The organism is Fibrobacter sp. (assembly GCF_017545445.1).
Classification (GTDB): Bacteria; Fibrobacterota; Fibrobacteria; order Fibrobacterales; family Fibrobacteraceae; genus Fibrobacter.
Window position 1 is genome coordinate 17,413 of the sequence record NZ_JAFWOM010000167.1, and the last position, 17,040, is coordinate 34,452.

The 17,040-nt window shown below is 48.1% G+C and carries 12 protein-coding genes and 1 pseudogene; 4 read left to right on the forward strand and 9 right to left on the reverse strand.

Annotated elements, in window-relative coordinates:
• Nucleotides 1-6: 6 nt before the first annotated feature.
• Together IKG78_RS19015 and IKG78_RS19020 are read left to right on the forward strand one after the other, a co-directional pair.
• Entirely contained in the window at nucleotides 7-1,287 is a 1,281-nt protein-coding gene (locus IKG78_RS19015) for a sialate O-acetylesterase (protein ID WP_290946709.1), read from the forward strand.
• 229 nt (nucleotides 1,288-1,516) lie between these two features.
• Nucleotides 1,517-2,752 carry a sialate O-acetylesterase gene (locus IKG78_RS19020; RefSeq protein WP_290946722.1) on the forward strand — a complete coding sequence of 412 codons (1,236 nt, stop codon included), beginning with the start codon at nucleotides 1,517-1,519 and terminating at the stop codon, nucleotides 2,750-2,752.
• Between the two features lie 247 nt (nucleotides 2,753-2,999).
• On the opposite strand, the gene mazG is transcribed toward IKG78_RS19020, so the two are convergent.
• Nucleotides 3,000-3,851: a nucleoside triphosphate pyrophosphohydrolase gene (gene mazG, locus IKG78_RS19025; protein ID WP_290946727.1), complete on the reverse strand. Its 852-nt coding sequence runs from the start codon at nucleotides 3,849-3,851 to the stop codon at nucleotides 3,000-3,002.
• A gap of 134 nt (nucleotides 3,852-3,985) precedes the next feature.
• Between mazG and IKG78_RS19030 the strand changes: the two genes are divergently transcribed.
• Both IKG78_RS19030 and IKG78_RS19035 read left to right on the forward strand, forming a co-directional pair.
• Nucleotides 3,986-4,885, forward strand: coding sequence for a DNA-processing protein DprA (locus IKG78_RS19030; protein ID WP_290946731.1), 900 nt, complete (start codon nucleotides 3,986-3,988; stop codon nucleotides 4,883-4,885).
• Between the two features lie 4 nt (nucleotides 4,886-4,889).
• On the forward strand, nucleotides 4,890-5,168 hold the full coding sequence (locus IKG78_RS19035) for a septum formation initiator family protein (protein ID WP_290946743.1): 279 nt from the start codon (nucleotides 4,890-4,892) through the stop codon (nucleotides 5,166-5,168).
• 267 nt (nucleotides 5,169-5,435) lie between these two features.
• Here the strand turns inward: IKG78_RS19035 and IKG78_RS19040 are convergent, their stop codons facing one another.
• The 8 genes and pseudogenes from IKG78_RS19040 to IKG78_RS19075 all read right to left on the reverse strand — a co-directional run.
• Nucleotides 5,436-8,492, reverse strand: coding sequence for an efflux RND transporter permease subunit (locus tag IKG78_RS19040; protein WP_290946753.1), 3,057 nt, complete (start codon nucleotides 8,490-8,492; stop codon nucleotides 5,436-5,438).
• Nucleotides 8,492-9,583: an efflux RND transporter periplasmic adaptor subunit gene (locus tag IKG78_RS19045; RefSeq protein ID WP_290946764.1), complete on the reverse strand. Its 1,092-nt coding sequence runs from the start codon at nucleotides 9,581-9,583 to the stop codon at nucleotides 8,492-8,494. The genes IKG78_RS19040 and IKG78_RS19045 overlap by 1 nt, the downstream gene beginning before the upstream one ends.
• Before the next feature lie 124 nt (nucleotides 9,584-9,707).
• Nucleotides 9,708-10,823 (reverse strand): GDSL-type esterase/lipase family protein, encoded by a 1,116-nt coding sequence (locus IKG78_RS19050; protein WP_290946771.1) that lies wholly within the window; start codon nucleotides 10,821-10,823, stop codon nucleotides 9,708-9,710.
• A gap of 67 nt (nucleotides 10,824-10,890) precedes the next feature.
• Nucleotides 10,891-11,598: a hypothetical protein gene (locus tag IKG78_RS19055; RefSeq protein WP_290946783.1), complete on the reverse strand. Its 708-nt coding sequence runs from the start codon at nucleotides 11,596-11,598 to the stop codon at nucleotides 10,891-10,893.
• Nucleotides 11,598-13,184 carry a hypothetical protein gene (locus tag IKG78_RS19060; protein WP_290946794.1) on the reverse strand — a complete coding sequence of 529 codons (1,587 nt, stop codon included), beginning with the start codon at nucleotides 13,182-13,184 and terminating at the stop codon, nucleotides 11,598-11,600. Before IKG78_RS19060 ends, IKG78_RS19055 begins: the two co-directional genes overlap by 1 nt.
• Nucleotides 13,185-13,270: 86 nt before the next feature.
• Nucleotides 13,271-16,237 carry an MBG domain-containing protein gene (locus IKG78_RS19065; protein WP_290946803.1) on the reverse strand — a complete coding sequence of 989 codons (2,967 nt, stop codon included), beginning with the start codon at nucleotides 16,235-16,237 and terminating at the stop codon, nucleotides 13,271-13,273.
• 259 nt (nucleotides 16,238-16,496) lie between these two features.
• Nucleotides 16,497-16,943: a 50S ribosomal protein L9 gene (gene rplI, locus IKG78_RS19070; protein WP_290946813.1), complete on the reverse strand. Its 447-nt coding sequence runs from the start codon at nucleotides 16,941-16,943 to the stop codon at nucleotides 16,497-16,499.
• Nucleotides 16,944-16,959: 16 nt separating this feature from the next.
• Nucleotides 16,960-17,040, reverse strand: a pseudogene (locus IKG78_RS19075) (30S ribosomal protein S18); the annotation flags it as partial.

Here is a 17,040-nt window from a genome sequence, read left to right on the forward strand (position 1 = left end):
GTAAAGATGAAAGTCTCGCATTTAGTGAGCTTGTTTTTCGGTTTGGGGCTTGCCGTTTCTACGGTTTCTGCAGCTCCGGATCCAAACTTCCACATTTATCTCGCATTTGGCCAGTCCAATATGGAAGGCCAGGGCGATATCGGGTCGCAGGACAAGTCTGTTGACGAGCGTTTTCAATTGCTCTGGTCTGCAGATGCTGGCTCCTGTAACCAGGGCGCATCCAAAGGGAAATGGATCAAGGCAATTCCGCCGCTGGCCCATTGCCAAGGGGCGAAACTGGGCCCGGCTGACTATTTCGGGCGTACCATGGTCGAAAAGACCGACCCCAAAATCAAGGTGGGCATCATCGTAGTCGCTATCGCGGGGTGCAGTATCGACCTGTTTGACAAGGACGGCTATGCAAATTATGCGAGGTCGCAGCAGAGTTGGATGACTCAGCGAATCAACACGTATGGCGGAAACCCTTACGGTCGCATGATAGAAATGGCCAAGAAAGCGCAGGAAGAAGGCGTTATCAAGGGCATCATCTTCCATCAGGGAGAAACTGATGCCGGTAACGGCCAGTGGCCCTCCAAAGTCAAGAAGGTTTACGATAACATTATCAAGGATTTGGGCCTTGGGAGCGATATTCCGTTCCTCGCAGGCGAAGTCTTGCGCAGCGGTTCCAGTTCCGGTGCAAATAACAACATTTCGAAGCTTCCGCAACAGTCCAAGAACTTCTATGTTGTCTCTTCCGAAGGCTTTAATCAAGCTTTAGGCGACGGCCAAAACGTCCACTTTACTTCGCAGGAATACCGCGATTTTGGCAAACGCTATGCCGAAAAGATGATTGAAGTTCTTGGAGATAAAATAAAACCTGCCGCTTCAGCAACTTCGAGCAGCAGCGAGGTTTCGGCAAACTCGTCCGCGGCAGCCCCCGCTTCGTCCGAGAGCATTACCAGCAGTTCGTCAAGATCGCATCATAGAAGCAGCAACAGTCATGGCGGTTTAAGCAGTTCTGCAACAGAAAGCATCGTCATTCCAAATGCAACGCACACATTGTCCGTAGGGAAGATTGTATTTGATGGCAATATGCTCCAAGTGCCGCTTACAGTTGCCCATACAGGCGTAGTGAACGTCCGCCTTTATTCTGTGCTTGGAAACGAAGTCGCCAACATCACGGATGTCGTGAATACGGGTGCAAGCAGCGTCCAAATTTCGAGGAAGAACATCCCTTCCGGTGTCTATATGATGAGCATCCAGATGGGGTCATCCCATATTACGAAACGAATCGACTTAAGCCGCTGATTCGTTTTTGTAATACAACATTTTCGGTCACGTCATGACTCGTATGTTTTGAATAACGGAATCCTCTACACTGTCACCCCGTGCTAGTCACGGGGTCGGCTTTTTTATGTGTTTTAGCAGTGTTGCAGTCATCTACAACGGGATTTGTCATATTTTTTCCGATAAAAGCAATTGGAAGATATATTTTGGTGTTGTTGGGGGCACGTTTCTGTGTCCCGAGGAGTGATGGATGAAAGTCTCGCGCATGGTGAGCTTGTTATGTGGAATTGGGCTAGCCTGTTCTTCGGTTTTTGCCGCTCCAGCCCCGAACCCGAATTTTCACATTTATCTCGCATTCGGCCAGTCCAATATGGAAGGCCAAGGCACAATCGAAAGCCAAGATAAAACCGTCGATCCCCGATTCCAAATGCTATCGACGATTGATAACTTCAACGGACGCAAACTAGGCACTTGGAACGACGCAATACCTCCCCTCGCAAACAAGCATGGCGGTTTAGGCCCCACAGACTATTTCGGACGCACCTTGGTCAAGGAACTCGATCCACAAATCAAAGTCGGCGTCATAGTCGTCGCAATCGCGGGATGCAGCATCGTAGCATTCGATTCGCCTCTTGACCAAAGCTATATGTCCACTCAGGCCGGCTGGTTCAAAGATATCGTCAAGGATTACGGCGACGACCCGTACCAGCGCTTGGTCGATATGGCCAAAAAAGCCAAGGAAGACGGCGTCATCAAAGGCATCATCTTCCATCAGGGTGAAACTGACGAAGGTGACAGCGATTGGCCCAACAAGGTCAAGAAAGTTTATGACCGCTTGGTCAAGGATATCGGGCTTGACGAGAACATTCCGTTTTTTGCAGGCGAAGTTCCATATCAAGGCAGTTCCAAAGGCACGAACAACAACATCAGGCAACTTCCAAGCAAATCCAAGAACTTCTATCTCGTTTCAGCCGAAGGCCTCAATGACCTAGACATGATGCGAATCCACTTCTCATCGCAGGGCTACCGCGATTTCGGCAAGCGTTATGCCGAAAAAGTGATGGAAGTTCTAGGCGACGACCTCAAACCGGTATCAACGACGCCGTCGAGCAGCAGCGAAACGATTTCAACTTCGTCCGAAACAGTATCGAGTTCATCCGCAGCCCCGGCTAGCAGCGCAACCGAACCGGGAAGCTCCGCGACAGAAGCAATTGCAACGCCAAACATTTCTCGCTCATTATCCGTGGGCAATGTATTTTCCAATGGCAACATGCTCCAAATTCCGCTGACAATAGCCCGAGCAGGTGTTGTAAACATCCGTCTTTATTCCGTGCTTGGCAATGAAGTCGCAAACGTATATGACTTAATGTATGCAGGTTCCAAAAACATCAGCATTTCCAAAAAGAACATTCCAGCAGGCATTTATATGCTGAGCGTACAAACAGGCCCCGCTCGCATTACAAAACAAATCGACTTGAGCCGTTAAACGAACGCATTACGCACTTATAGTAAACGACATTAAAATTTTCCCATTAAGGTCTGTCATGCCGGCCACTGCGATGCACTGAGCTACGTCGAAGTGTGCCGGCATCAGTTTTTTCATTTGAAATAAATGGCGACATCATGGAGGACCTGATCCGCCATCTTTCTGCATTGACGTTGTTAATGTCAATTATTTAACCGCCGTCTCTATAATAACCAATGACTATTGACTAATGACTATTGACCAATAACTAACTACTAAGCTTCGCCTCTTTCCAGAGTTTTTGCAGGCCTTCTAGCCCCACATCCTTGATTTCTTTACCTTGTTCCTTGACTCGGCGTTCCACTTCGCGGAAGCGTTTTTCGAATTTGTTGTTCGCACGTTGCAAGGCGATATTCGCATTAAAGCCGCAATGGCGAGCCACATTCACGAGGCTAAACATGATGTCGCCAAATTCGTCTTCCAAGCGATCGACGTTCGCGTTTTCAGGCGAAATCTTTTCCATTTCGCTCCGAAACTCCGCAAATTCTTCCTGAGCTTTATCGAATACAGGCCCCGCCTCTCCCCAATCAAATCCGACCTTCGCGACTCTGCGGATTATATCCTGCGAACGGGCAAGCGTCGGCATGCTCTTGCTAACTTTATCCATAATGGACTCACCCGCATGCTTCAAGTTGTTCTTCTCCTGAGCCTTGATGCGTTCCCAGCGGCGGCTGACTTCATTTGCATTATCGACCTGAGCATCGCCAAACACATGCGGATGTCTGCGGACCATCTTCTCGCACAAGCCCTGCACCACATCGTCAATCGTAAAATCACCCTGTTCCTTGCACACCTGCGAATGGAAAATCACCTGAAACAGCACATCGCCCAATTCCTCGCACATGTGCTCCTTGTCGCCCTCCTGGGCAGCATCGATAAACTCACAACTTTCTTCGACCAAATAAGGCAACAGCGAATGCGTATCCTGTTTACGGTCCCACGGACAGCCATTCTCCGAGCGGAGACGCGCCATAATATCAACAAGATCATTAAAAGTGTATTTCATGCGATAAAAGATAGAAAGTAAATCAATCCCCTTGTCTTTACACAATAAATTCATTAAATTAGTTACATCGTTATTATATCGTTAATTTTATCGTTTCTTATATCCGTTAGTTTTATCCTCACAAAGTCATCTCCAGCAAGACACTTCGCGCTTGAGCAAAGCTGGCAAGACAAAAACAACAAAACTATATGGAAACAAAACTCTTATACAACGAACCATACCGCGAACTCACCCCCGAAAAATATCCGCTATCATTGCGGGCTTCAAAGTACAATCCCAAGCGTCTTTTTTGCAAAGGGACGCTCCCCACTACAGACAAAATCGGCATCGCCATGGTCGGAACCCGCCGTCCATCAGCATCCGCCGAAGAGCTCTGCCGGCGGCTTGTCGCTTCGCTCCAGAATACAAATGCAGTCGTCATCTCAGGACTTGCACAAGGCATCGACAGCTATTGCCACCGAGCCGCATTGGACACAGGCGTTCCGACAATTGCCGTCCTCGCACAAGGACTAAATGCCAAAATCGAAGGCGAACGAGCCTCCATCGCCAAACGCATCTTGCAATCAGGCGGGGCGCTACTCAGCGAATACGAAGATGACACGCCTGCATACAAAGGAAACTTCATCGCACGGAACCGAATCATCAGCGGACTCAGCCAGACGACGCTCGTTGTCCAAAGCCGCCCCAAAGGCGGAGCGCTCATCACCGCGCAATACTGCCTAGACGAAGGCAAACCACTCCTCGCCATCCCAGGGAGTTTCGACTGCGAACTCTACAGCGGCACAAACGCTCTCCTCGACAGCGGACGAGCCCAAGCAGTATTTATTCCCGAAAGTCTGCGTTCCGTAGCCGGGATTCCGCAACTCGACGGGGCGAAAATAGAGCAGCTTGTCACATGCGGAGTCAAGCTTTCCGAAGCAGCACAAAAGGTCTTCGATCGATTCAACGGCTTCCGCAAAACTTTTTCGGAACTTCAACAAGAATTTGACTTTAAGGCACCGGAACTTTTAGCTATATTGACGGAGCTAGAAATATCTGGTTTAGTCACATCAAAAGACAACTACCAATTCTATTTCAACGGAGCATAGCTAGTTGCGCACTCGAATTCTCATTGGGATTGCCACAGGGATCGCCTTTGCGTTCCTGGTGTTTCAGGTGTTGTTCGGCAAGAACAGCATTCCTGAGCAACATAGAATCTCAAAAGAAATCGAGTTCTATCAAAAACAGATCGATTCGCTGAACAAAGTAATTGAAAGCCGCAACGAGCTCATCAACAAACTAAAGACAGACTCCCTCTATAAAGAAGAGATCTTACGCACCCGCTACGGCATGAGTCGCGAAGACGAGAAAGTGTTTCAGCTGGTGAAGTGATGATTAGTAGGAAGAAGTCGGTAGGAAGTAGGAAGAGAGACGAGTAGGTTGCAAGTTGAGCGTCGCGCCGATGAGTTCACTCATCGGCATGACCGAAACGCAGCACCTGACGCCGAAGGCGTCAAAGACGAGAGTAATATTAGACACCTTTGGTGCAGTATAATAAACCTCTTTCGTCTCTAGTCTGTAGGACAAATGCGTAGTCGAGCATCGAGGCAAAGCCGCCTAACTATTCCTGCCTACTGTCTACTGCCTACTGCTAACTGCTTACGCCATTTTGCTTGCATCGCTGCGGACGCATTCGACTTTTCCGGCAAAGAAGCTGTACGCGGCAGGCACAATAAAGAGCGTCATGAACGTCGCGAACGTGAGGCCACCCGCAATCGCAACACCCATCGCAATGCGGCTCGGGGTGCCGGTCATAATGAGCGGCACCGCGCCCAACACCGTAGAAAGGCTCGTCATGAGAATTGGGCGGAAGCGGCGTTCCGCCGCCATACGAGCCGCCTCAAGCTTGCTGCAACCCGTATTTTCTGCAATCTGGTTTGCAAATTCCACAATCAAAATACCGTTCTTCGTCACAAGAGCAATCAACAAAATCAAAGCGATTTCGCTAAAGATGTTGAGCGTCTGCCCCGTGACGTACAAGCTTACAAGAGCACCCGAAAGCGCAAGCGGCACAGTAAAGAAAATCACGAACGGCGCACGGAAGCTTTCGAACTGCCCCGCAAGCACCAGGAACACCAGCGCAAGCGCAAGCAAGAACACCACATACAAGCCCGAAGAACTTTCTTCAAACTCCTTCGATGAGCCACTCAACGTCGTGCTCACGCTGGGATAATCCTTCAACAACTTCTTTGCAATACGACGCATTTCTTCAACGCCATCGCCAATCGTCTTGCCCGGCACAAGGCCAGCCTGAATTGTAGCAGCGCTAAAGCGGTTGTAACGCGGAAGCGACGGCGATGCCGACTGTTCCTTGTACGTAATAAAGTTGTCCAAACTCACCAGCTCGCCCTTGCCGTTCTTGACCGTAAGCATCGAAAGGTTTTCCGGCGTATCGCGGTACTGGTAACCGACAGCGCCAATGATATCGTACTGACGGCCATCCTTATAGAAATCGCCATACGTCTGGTCGCTAATCGCAAGCTGCACCGCCTGCGCAATATCATTCACAGACACGCCTTCTTCATTTGCCTTGTCGCGCAAAATCTCGATATGCAATTCCGGCTTCGTGAAACGCAAGTTGCTGTTCACCACGCTGAACACAGGACTTTTGCTCGCCGCCTCTTCGAATTTCGGTACGAGGTCGCGCAGCACTTCGATGTTCGGAGCCTGCAACACGAACTGCACTGGGAGTCCACCGCGCTGCGTACTGATGCTCTGCGGTTCAAACACCATCACGCGCAAATCCGGGTATTCATTACCGAGCACCTGAATCGCACGGGCAATTTCGCTCTGCGGACGGCGAGCTTTTTTGTCGTCGTTCAAGAACAAACGCATTCTCGAATTGCCTGCATTCCAAGCCCCCGCCTGGAATTCCGAATATTCGTTCGTATCGAGAATAGAAATCACCTCGTCAGCAAACTCGTCTGCCATGCGTTTCGTTCTTGCGAGGTTCACGCCTTCGGGCATGCTCATGTTCACCATGACCGCATTCGAATCTTCTGTCGGCGCCATTTCACTACTCATGTTGTTAAAGCAGTAATACGCTGCAAAGAAAAGTGCCGCCACAATCGGGAACAACAGAAAACGCATCCGTAAGAATCCGCCCAGCAAGCGAGAATAAAGCCCATTGAAACCGTCAAAGAACGGTTCCGTGATGCGGAAGAACCATCCCTGCTTCTGGCGTTTCAAAAATTTAGAACAAAGCATTGGAGAAAGCGTAAGAGCGCACAAAGTCGAGAGGAACACCGTCCCGATCATCACCGCGACGAATTCACGGAACAAAAGCCCCGTCGTGCCGCCCAACGCAAGCACCGGAATGAACACCGCCATCAACACGACCGATGTCGCAATCACCGCAAAAAAGATTTCGTTTGTTCCTGCAATCGCGGCCTGCTTCGGAGTCAATCCGCTTTCAATCTTGTGATAAATGTTCTCCACAATCACAATAGCGTCATCGACCACAAGCCCAATCGCCAAGACCATCGCCAAAAGCGTAAGCACGTTGATACTGAACCCGCAAAGGTAAAGCACAAAGAAACTTCCAATCACGGACACCGGCACAACGACCATCGGGATAAACGTCGTACGCCCTTCACGGAGGAACGCAAAGATAATCGCAATCACAAGCACGAACGCAATAAAGATGGTCTCCACCACCTCCTTAATAGAAGCGCGAATGTTAATCGAAGTATCGCGACCGTAAAGCAGTTCCACGCTTTCCGGGATTTCACGGCGGATGTCTTCCACACGCTTATAGAATTCGTTTGCAATTTCAACGTGGTTGCTGCCCGGCTGTGCCATAAGCGCAAGCGTAATCGAGTTCTTGCCATTACGTCTAAAACCAGTGCGCGTATCCTTCGGCTCGTAATGGATGTCCGCCACATCGGAAATACGGATAACTGTTCCATCGGCAGCCGTCTTTACAGCAATGTTGCCAAACGATTTCGGGTCGAGAATTCGGCCAAGCGTACGGATTGAAAGCGTCGTTTCAGAGCCTTCAATAGAACCAGACGGAAGTTCCAAGTTGCCCTGCTTTAAGGCAGCCGCCATCTGCGCACCCGAGACGCCAAGAGCCTGCATACGCACCGGGTCAATCCACAGACGCACCACCGGGCGCTTTTCGCCCCAGATTGCCACTTCCGAAACGCCGTTAATGGTCTGCAAGCGTTCCTTCACGTGGTTATTTGCGATTTCGGAAACTTCCATCGGGTCAAGCTTATCGCTCACCAAGCTCACCATCAAAATCGGATCGTTGTCGCTATCGGACTTATAGACCGTCGGTTCATCAACGTCATCCGGCAAACGACGACGCACACGGCTCACGCGGTCGCGGATTTCGTTCGCAGCCGCTTCCAAGTCCATGCCCGTTTCAAATTCAATGCTGATGTAAGAGAAGCCGTCGCGGCTTGTAGAAGTCAAAGCCTTGATGCCAGACGCACTGTTGATGGAGGCTTCCAAAATTTCAGTCACTTCCGCTTCGACCACGGCAGCATTTGCACCTGGGTAAGAAGTACGCACCTGAATCAACGGATAATCGACGTTCGGATATTCACGAATGCCCAAAGAACTCAGTCCAAAGAAACCGAGCAACAAGATGACAAGCGCCATCACGGTCATGAGGACCGGGCGACGGACGGAGAGCTGGCTTACGCTCATTACTCTACCTCATAATTGATCGAGTGGCGAAGTCCTTTAATCTTTACATCTGCACCCGGACGGAGACTCACAATGCCTGAGACAATCACCGTATCGCCCACATCAAGGCCCGAAAGCACTTGCACGGACATCGGCGTACGGAGTCCCGTCGTGATGTGTTTAATCTTAGCCTTGCCGCCTTGGTTCACAAACACGTAAGCCCCTTCCCTATCGAGAATCATCGCTTCGGACGGAATCGTAAAGCTTTGCACGTTACTTGCTTCCATGGCGACATTCACGCTCACAAAGCTCCCTGCGATGAGTTCGCCCTTTGCATTATCGACATCGACCATCACTCGGCGGGTGCGGCTACTTTCAGAAATCACAGCATCGAGAGCCGAAACAATCCCCTGCTTTTCCACATTGCGTTCAGAATCCTTGAGCGAAATCTTGTCGCCCACTTTAATCACGGAAGCGTAACGTTGCGGAAGCGCAAACTTCGCCTTGAGGCGATCGACTTCGCTGAGTTCCGCAATCGGCGTCCCCGAATTGAGCCAAGCGCCCACAGACACATCCACAAAGCCAAGCTTGCCGCTAAACGGCGCACGAACTTCGGTCTTTGTCAGTTGAGCACGAATCAGTTCAACGCTAGCCTGAGCGGACTTAAGCGACGCCTCGACAGATTCCAAGTCCTGCTTGGTCGCACCGTTCTTTTCAAAGAGACCGCGAATACGCTGTTCCTTCTGTTCGGCGAGCATCTTGTTCGATTCCGCCTGCTTGAGCTGCGCACGGAGTTCAGAATCGTCAATTTTTGCAAGAAGTTCGCCCTTCTTGACGAGCGCACCATCTTTCGCCTTGAGGCTTACCAAACGGCCCGAAGTTGCCGCCGAAAGCGAAACGCTATTCTTCGGCACAAGAGTCGCCATTGTCTGAAAAGTCTTGCCCTGCGAAGAAAGCTCAGCCACATAGCCTTCGACATTCAGCACACGCTGAGCACCACCCTTTTTTCCACCATCGCCTTTGCCACCTGGAGCACCCTTAGCGGAATCGTCTTTACTACCACAAGCAACAAGCAGGAGAGATGTCAAAGCAAGAATAGGAAAATATTTCATAATAGAGAGCGGCAGTGCCGCAGTTAATTGTTACCAGCCAATGACTAATGACCCAGTTCCATAATCCACGTTTAGATGATTATGGGTTACAATTGGTTGCAAAATTTAGAAAAAAAGCAGAGTCTCAATCCCACCCGAACTCAGAACGGATCCAGACGCTCAAACTTTCAGCATCCACAAGCGCTTTTTCCTTAACCGGGTGAAAACCTTGATTCGGTTCAAACGAAAACCTGTACACCCCCATGATTCCCTCGCCTTCAAGAGTCGCCTTAACCACATCCAGATACTGGCGGCATTTGACCAAATGTTCCTCATGCAACATCGGACCGTCCAGCAACACAATCTTTGCATCCGCATGATAAGAACGTATCTTTCGAACAAAATCAACAGTCGTTTTTACAAACATTGTGGAATCGTTCTTTCCACTTGCAAAATCATTCGTTCCTAAGTTTATCACGACTATATCAGGATGCCACTTGCTATGATCCCAAAGATCAGACGACAATGATTCCGATGATGTTTTGTTATACATAATGGGCAGAGTCTGTTCTTTTGAGCCATCCAAGTTGACATAAATTCCGTGCCCACCGCAGCAGATGTTATGATCTTCTGCATGGAGAATTCTTGCGGTTTGCCCTGCATAGCTGTAGAACGAACTTTCATTGATTAAATCAAAATCTTGGCCAAGCACAGGCACCAAGACATCCTCGCCACAAGTGATGGAATTTCCGACAAACTCAATTTTTCGTTTAGGCTTGGGAGGCAAGAGTTCCTTTTCTGCATTTCCAAACACATGCATTCCATACACATACCAATCGCCAAAATTGCTTGCGCTTCTTTTATACAAGGTAACAACATGTGTATCCTGAGGCAAATTCGATACCACGGGCACGATAGAAGGAGCACCATGTTGAGAATACGTCAGTTTTATCAGAGACGACGGTGTTTCTTCCCCATCCACAAAGACATCTAAATAAACGTTATTATTCGTCCCAGTTTTCAATTTCAGAGCAGTCCCGATAAAAGCAATCGTAATCGAGGACGCAGACCATGACAAAATTACGAATTCACCGCTTTCATAATTGGCCCGCCCAGAAATCTGCAACAAATCCGAATCATAGGGGACCCAAGTCCATCCCTCCTCCAAAGGTTCATTCGACGAAGTTTCCAAGTCTAGCGTACTGTCGCTGCATCCGGAAACCAAAAGCAAAACGGCAAGCAATCGAGCTAAATATTTCATAAACTACAAGTTTGAAGCTTATGGCTTGTTGTTGTTTTCTAAAATTCCAGCCCCAGAATTTCGGATTCTAGAACTTCACATTCATCATGAGAGCTCCGCCATCGTTATAAAATTCCGGTTCAAACTGAACACGGCTAGAGAACGATTTGCTGGAGGTCGCACGGTAAATGCGCACGGCATCAAGCATGGAAATCACACGATTCAGAATCAACGCCCCTACAGACACCTGGAATACGATACGGCTTATGCGATAATGACGCATACGGCTCTTGAACTCGTCGATGTGATTCGTCGATTCTGGATTATCGGAACTGCCCCAGTCCCACTGGATATCGTTCGAATATTCCTCGTCAACTTTTTTGTCAGAACGGATCATCGCTTGGTTGTAATCCTCATCCATGTCCGGCGAAGAGTTCTGACCGAACACGCCAGATCGACTGCGATAAGACCCCACCGTGTTCAAAAGCGAAACATTCTTGCCTCCGGTAAATCCCGCATGGCGAACCGCATAGTTATGGGCTGACGTCACATAGCGGTCCCCTACCACATACGAACCAATAGCGACAACCCACAGCGCAAGGTCTGTCCACACGAACGGACGCACCAGTTCCTTTTCGTTCAAGTACAACTCGCCCATACCTGGCAAAAGAGCCGAAGCTCCAACCGCAAGGAAAATATTCTTATCGCTATTCTTATAAACGTTCTCATCGACGCTCACCACAATTTGCGAGAAAGCGGCAACAGAAGCAAGCAGTATGGCAAGAACTAAGCGCATTAGAATCCCCAGTTCGCACGAACTTCCCAACCGAAGGAATCCGTAAAAGACACACCGCTATCAAAATGCAAACGGTCGAACCAAGAAACATCTTCTTCGTAAAGAACCTTGTTATGGGCATTCGCGGTAAGAGCGGCATCAACGGCAGAGACAATATGGTTCAAGATCAAACCGCCAATGAACCACACCTGCATGTCAGCATAGTCATTTGCCTTGCTACGCATCGAACGGTACTTCTTCAAGCGCTCGGATTCGCCCAGCGGAACCGTTTCGGAATTCGGGTCGCCAAGATTGAGACTGCTAGCCACAGCCGCCTCGGCATCATCCCAACCCAGCACATAGGAACCTTCAGAAATCAATTGGAACACTTCGGACTCGTTATTAAAGCCCTTGACATTCTTGATTTCATCCCCTAGCGTTATATCCTTATTACGGTCATACTCGCTAACAAAATTAGAAGAATGCACATAGTCATCAAAGAACAGGGCGTTTTCGTGATAACATCCGCCATGATCCGCAGAGCCGTAAATAGCCTCGCAGAAAGACTTGCGCGTTCCCATGTAACGGTTGTTAAATTCACTGCCATAGAGATCGGCATCCGTTTCGTAGAGGTCTCGCATAACTCTTTCAAAACGTCCAATGGAATAATGCTGCTTCGCAAAGCTCTTGTACTTTTTCACCTGATCGTTGTACTTGTGGATGGAGAAGTAGCCCCAGCCACTCCACATAAACACTTCCAAAGCTAAATACACGCCCCCACGGACATACGTAGCCGTATTACCACCCACATAGATTTGCCCCGCACCAGGCACTAAAAGCGAAAGGAACAACGCCTTACGCGGATTCTTGTAACGGCCCTTCATTTCGTCAATACCATGCACCTTGGAAACCTTTACCGGTCCCAGCAAATCGCGACGGCTCATGCTATTGGACGAAGCCGCAACCGAGCTGCTGCTCAAATTCGTAAGGCCCGCCGCCTGAGCTTGAGCCAGAGAATCCGCCCGTCTTGAGGAATCCGCTTGAGCACGAATCCTTTCGGCTTCGGCAATTGCGGCTTCTCGCATCAACGAATCACGAGTTGCAGAATCCAGAACAGACGTATCGGCAACAGCGACATCGGGCGCTACGGTCGAAGAACTGAGAACAATTTCGATCGAAGAACTCGATTCCGCCGGAGCAACCGACGATGAACTTTCAGCAGCAGAACTGACAGCCGCAGATGACGAACTCAAGACAACCACCGAGGAACTCGCCCCTTCGACAGGTTTGCTTTGACCTGGCACAACACTAGCAGGGACCATAGAAGAGCTTGAAACTGCTATACTGCTAGAAGACTTAGATTTTGATTTTTTAGCAGAAGAACTTGCAGGAGCCTTGGCAGAAGAACTAGCCGGTGCAGGAGCAACTTCCTTTGCCGCAGAACTTGCAGGAGCTATAGCTTTAGCCGCAGAACTCGCCGGAGCCGTAGCAGGCGTTTTAGCCGTAGCTTCTTCTTCAAATTCAGCGAAAAGATCTCGCACCTGACCAAAAGAGACTTGGGCGAGAGACAAACCTAAAAAAAGAGGTAAAAGAGCAAACTTGCGCATATGTCCCTAAAATAGCAAAAAATACAAGCAAAACAAAAAGTCCCGGAAATAAATCCGAGACTTTAGACATCTAAATTTTATAAAAACTACTTGACGCGAATGCGTTGAGTCACGGAACCGACGCGAACCATATAAATGCCCGCTCTAGCAACCGGAACTTCAAAGTTTGCAGAATTGACGACCCCAGAACGGATAACCTTTCCTTGCATATCGAGAACAGCAAAGCGATCACCCTCTGTAGAGCCGCTTATCTGGAGGTTACGTCCAACAGAAGAAAGTCTGAACTTTGCAACAGGCTTAACCGCAACAAATCCAGTCCTGTCAATTTCGCACTGATCCTTAATAATCAAAGTTCCATCTTTAGCGACATTAAAGACGATTGTCGTAAAGTTCGGAGAAATATTGACAAAGTTTTCAGCAAGGAAATTCATAGGATAGAGATACTTCCTTGCACCACTAATGGTCGGAACACCCGTATAGCTAACAAACTCTTTTCTGTAGAACAACGAATCCGGCAAAGGATTTTCGCCAAAGTACAGCGGCAAAACATCAAAGCTTCTCGGAACCGTAATCAAAGAGTCGTTAGAAATATATTCCTGACAAACAGCATCACCGATGATAGATACCGTAATCTTTTCCGTGTAAGGGGTAATCGTAAAGTGTCCCGGTTTAACTTTCAAGATATAGTTCGGGTCACCTTCTGCCGACGCAAACGCCACAGAAATTTTATACGAAGAATCTTGACCTTCTGAATCACGGAGAACATTTTCACCCGGTTCACGGCCCACGGTATAGTCAGCCAGTTTGTCCCCTGTAACGAGCCCCGATACAGATACCTGATACTCTTCAGGATCCGGAGTTCCATAAACCTTAGACGTATCGCCAACAGAAACCGTCACAAGTTTCTTATTGACAACAAGCGTATCGACAATGAACTCACTCACAACATAATTCTTGGTCGTCGGGCTCTTCTTATCGAACACGAGTTCATACTTGCCAGCCGGGAGAAGTCCCGTTTTCGCAAGTCCCACATGAATATTATCCAGCGTATCGTCCTTCAAAAGGCTATCAACCGTCCACTTGAACTCAGTCGGAGTCGCATCGCCATAGGTGATAGTATCAGGCAAAGCCTTAATCACGAGAGACTTCGGCAAGATGGTCAAAGAACCGTCAGCAACTTCAAATTCCACGTTCGGGTAATTGACAGACGTATTCACAAAATTTTCTTTGCTAAGCCCCATCGCATAAGAACCCGCATTTTTTCCCTGCACAGTATCTTTTCCCGTAAATTCAACAAACTTCAAAGGATATGCCGTGCTATTAGACAAAATATCATAACCGCCTACAAGGTGTTCCTTGCCATCGTACTTTACAGTATCAACATGACCTTTTACAGTCACAACAATCTTGCCATCGTTCGGCGCAATCGTAAGCACGCCCCCCTCAGCAATAGTAACAACATAATTCGGATTAGACTTTGCATTTACGGTTGCCGTAATAGCGTATTCACCAGCATCTTCGCCCTTTTCACGAACAAGCTTAACACCGGCCAAAGTATCTTTCACGCCATTAAATGACACAAGGCCATCAACCGTATAAGTTAATTCAGGATCAGCTTCACCAAACAACTTCGTGACGTTATCAGCAGTCAAGGTTACCGCTTTCTGAGTAACAGTAAGCTTTCCAGACTTGAGAGTGAGTTTGTAATTAGGGTTCGCTCCATCTTCAAATGCAACATCAACCTTGTATGTTCCCACCTTTTCGCCTTCGGCACGAGTAATCGTGTCGGACTTAAGCGTGGCGCCACCTTCTACAAGACCGGTCGCTTCAAAAGTAAACTTCGGGTCGCTGTCGCCATAAGTTTTTTCAGCATCGTTCACAGTCACAGTAACGGCCTTCGGCGTAACAGAAAGAGTACCATTGTCAGTCACAGTTACTGTATAGTTGGGATTCGAAGCCGCTTTGACATTGGCAGAAACGACATACTCACCCACATCTTCAAGATCTGTAGCTAAGCATTTATCACAAGAAAGCGTCACATCGCTGAGTACATCCTTGCCCACAAGTCCGGTGGCCTTGTAAGTAAATTCAGGAGTTGCCGAACCATAGACTTTCGTTACATTATCAACCTTCACAGAGACCTTCGCAGGAGTAATAGTGAACTTGCCGGACTTTGTCTCGATGATGTAATCATCTGTCGTGTCCTTAGGAACGCTAACGACAATTTCATACGTACCCACATTGTTGCCATCAGCGGCAGAACTCTTGTCTCTCGTCAAGGTAATCGTACCCAACTTCTTATATTCCGAAGCCTTGATATTACCAGTAATGACAGTTTCAAATTTAGGATCGGCAGAGCCATAAACTTTTGAAGTGTCCTTAGCCATCACCGTAATTTTAGTCTTCGTGATAATAAGATAGCCATACTCATCGTCTAAACCGACACGGTAATTGGGCAAGAGTTTATTCAACTTGTCGGCAACGCCGTCGGCAAAAGTAATAGAATATTTTATGATATCGCCAGATGAGTTTGCGATTTCTTCACCTTCCACTCTCTTTAACTTGATGTTAGAAGTGAGAACAGATATCAAATTGCTCAAGGTATCGGCATTTAGCTTTAAGATTTCAGCCAAATAACTCAAAGTATCACCTTTATAAGTTTTTAGCAAGACATCAAGATCAATGCTTTCGCTTCCCACTAAATTCCAAGAAAACTCAGGATCATCAGCTCCCTTTTCCTTTTCGCAATTTTCAGTTTTTATGTAAATGCTCTTTTTCTTGATTTCGAATTTTTTAACGATGGAAATATCATCACCGTAGGTTACGGTCACGGAACCGGACTCTTTACCGACATTTATATTTTCGCCGTAAGCGACTTTGTAGTCCGAAATTTCATCATCACCACACATAACACTTGTTACTGTAGGTTTGATCTGATTGCCCGTAAAAGTAGTCGCACCCGATAACTTGATTACGCATTCGGGATCGGCCGCGAATGCTTCTGAAAACGCTGGCGAAACAGCAAAAGCAAACAATAAAAATTTTTTCAACATAATGACACTCTCTTTTTTTATCTAACCTTTGTAAAATATAATTTTTTCAATTTCTTATCAACTTGGCCAACTACAAAATGTTGTAAAAAAGGACATTTTTATGCAAAGAACCGCCCCTCGAAAGGGACGGTCCATAAGATTTTCAGTGGAGCTGAAGAGAATTTACTCAAACGAGATTACTTTCGGGTGCTTCGCCCCCGTCCGTAACTGCACCTCGGTCATAAGGTCAAACTAGTTTGACCTTGCGACTCTCGGTTTGTTACTTCTCAGCGACCACCCAAACCTTGACCTGAGCTTCAACGTCGCTGAAGACCTTGATCGTCACGGTATAGACACCGAGCTGCTTGATCGGTTCTTCGAGAGCAACCTGAGCACGGGTAATCTTAACGCCTTGCTTGGTGATTGCGTCGGCAATGTCAGCTGCGGTCACAGAACCGTAGAGACGTTCGCCTTCGACAACGCGACGTTCGAGGTTGACAGAAACCTGAGAAAGCTTTGCAGCCACGTCACCAGCAGCGGCGAGTTCCTTCTGGAACTGGGCTTCAACAGCAGCGCGGTTGTTTTCGATTTCGAGCTTGGCTTCCTTAGTTGCACGAACAGCGAGCTTGCGCGGGAAGAGGTAGTTACGAGCGTAACCGTCCTTAACCTTCACGACGTCGAGCATCTTGCCCAAGTGGGGGACATTAGCCTTAAGAATAATTTCCATAGTCTAGTTCCTCCTATTAGCGCATGCTGTCCGAAACGAACGGGAGAATAGCCATCTGACGGGCACGCTTGATAGCTTCGTTCAGCATACGCTGATA

What these genes read in the sequence shown, in the direction of transcription:
- IKG78_RS19015 (WP_290946709.1), top strand. Translation starts at nt 7, where the DNA reads ATGAAAGTCTCGCATTTAGTGAGCTTGTTTTTCGGTTTGGGGCTTGCC.
- IKG78_RS19020 (WP_290946722.1), top strand. Translation starts at nt 1,517, where the DNA reads ATGAAAGTCTCGCGCATGGTGAGCTTGTTATGTGGAATTGGGCTAGCC.
- mazG (WP_290946727.1), bottom strand. Translation starts at nt 3,851, where the DNA reads ATGAATTTATTGTGTAAAGACAAGGGGATTGATTTACTTTCTATCTTT.
- IKG78_RS19030 (WP_290946731.1), top strand. Translation starts at nt 3,986, where the DNA reads ATGGAAACAAAACTCTTATACAACGAACCATACCGCGAACTCACCCCC.
- IKG78_RS19040 (WP_290946753.1), bottom strand. Translation starts at nt 8,492, where the DNA reads ATGAGCGTAAGCCAGCTCTCCGTCCGTCGCCCGGTCCTCATGACCGTG.
- IKG78_RS19045 (WP_290946764.1), bottom strand. Translation starts at nt 9,583, where the DNA reads ATGAAATATTTTCCTATTCTTGCTTTGACATCTCTCCTGCTTGTTGCT.
- IKG78_RS19050 (WP_290946771.1), bottom strand. Translation starts at nt 10,823, where the DNA reads ATGAAATATTTAGCTCGATTGCTTGCCGTTTTGCTTTTGGTTTCCGGA.
- IKG78_RS19055 (WP_290946783.1), bottom strand. Translation starts at nt 11,598, where the DNA reads ATGCGCTTAGTTCTTGCCATACTGCTTGCTTCTGTTGCCGCTTTCTCG.
- IKG78_RS19060 (WP_290946794.1), bottom strand. Translation starts at nt 13,184, where the DNA reads ATGCGCAAGTTTGCTCTTTTACCTCTTTTTTTAGGTTTGTCTCTCGCC.
- IKG78_RS19065 (WP_290946803.1), bottom strand. Translation starts at nt 16,237, where the DNA reads ATGTTGAAAAAATTTTTATTGTTTGCTTTTGCTGTTTCGCCAGCGTTT.
- rplI (WP_290946813.1), bottom strand. Translation starts at nt 16,943, where the DNA reads ATGGAAATTATTCTTAAGGCTAATGTCCCCCACTTGGGCAAGATGCTC.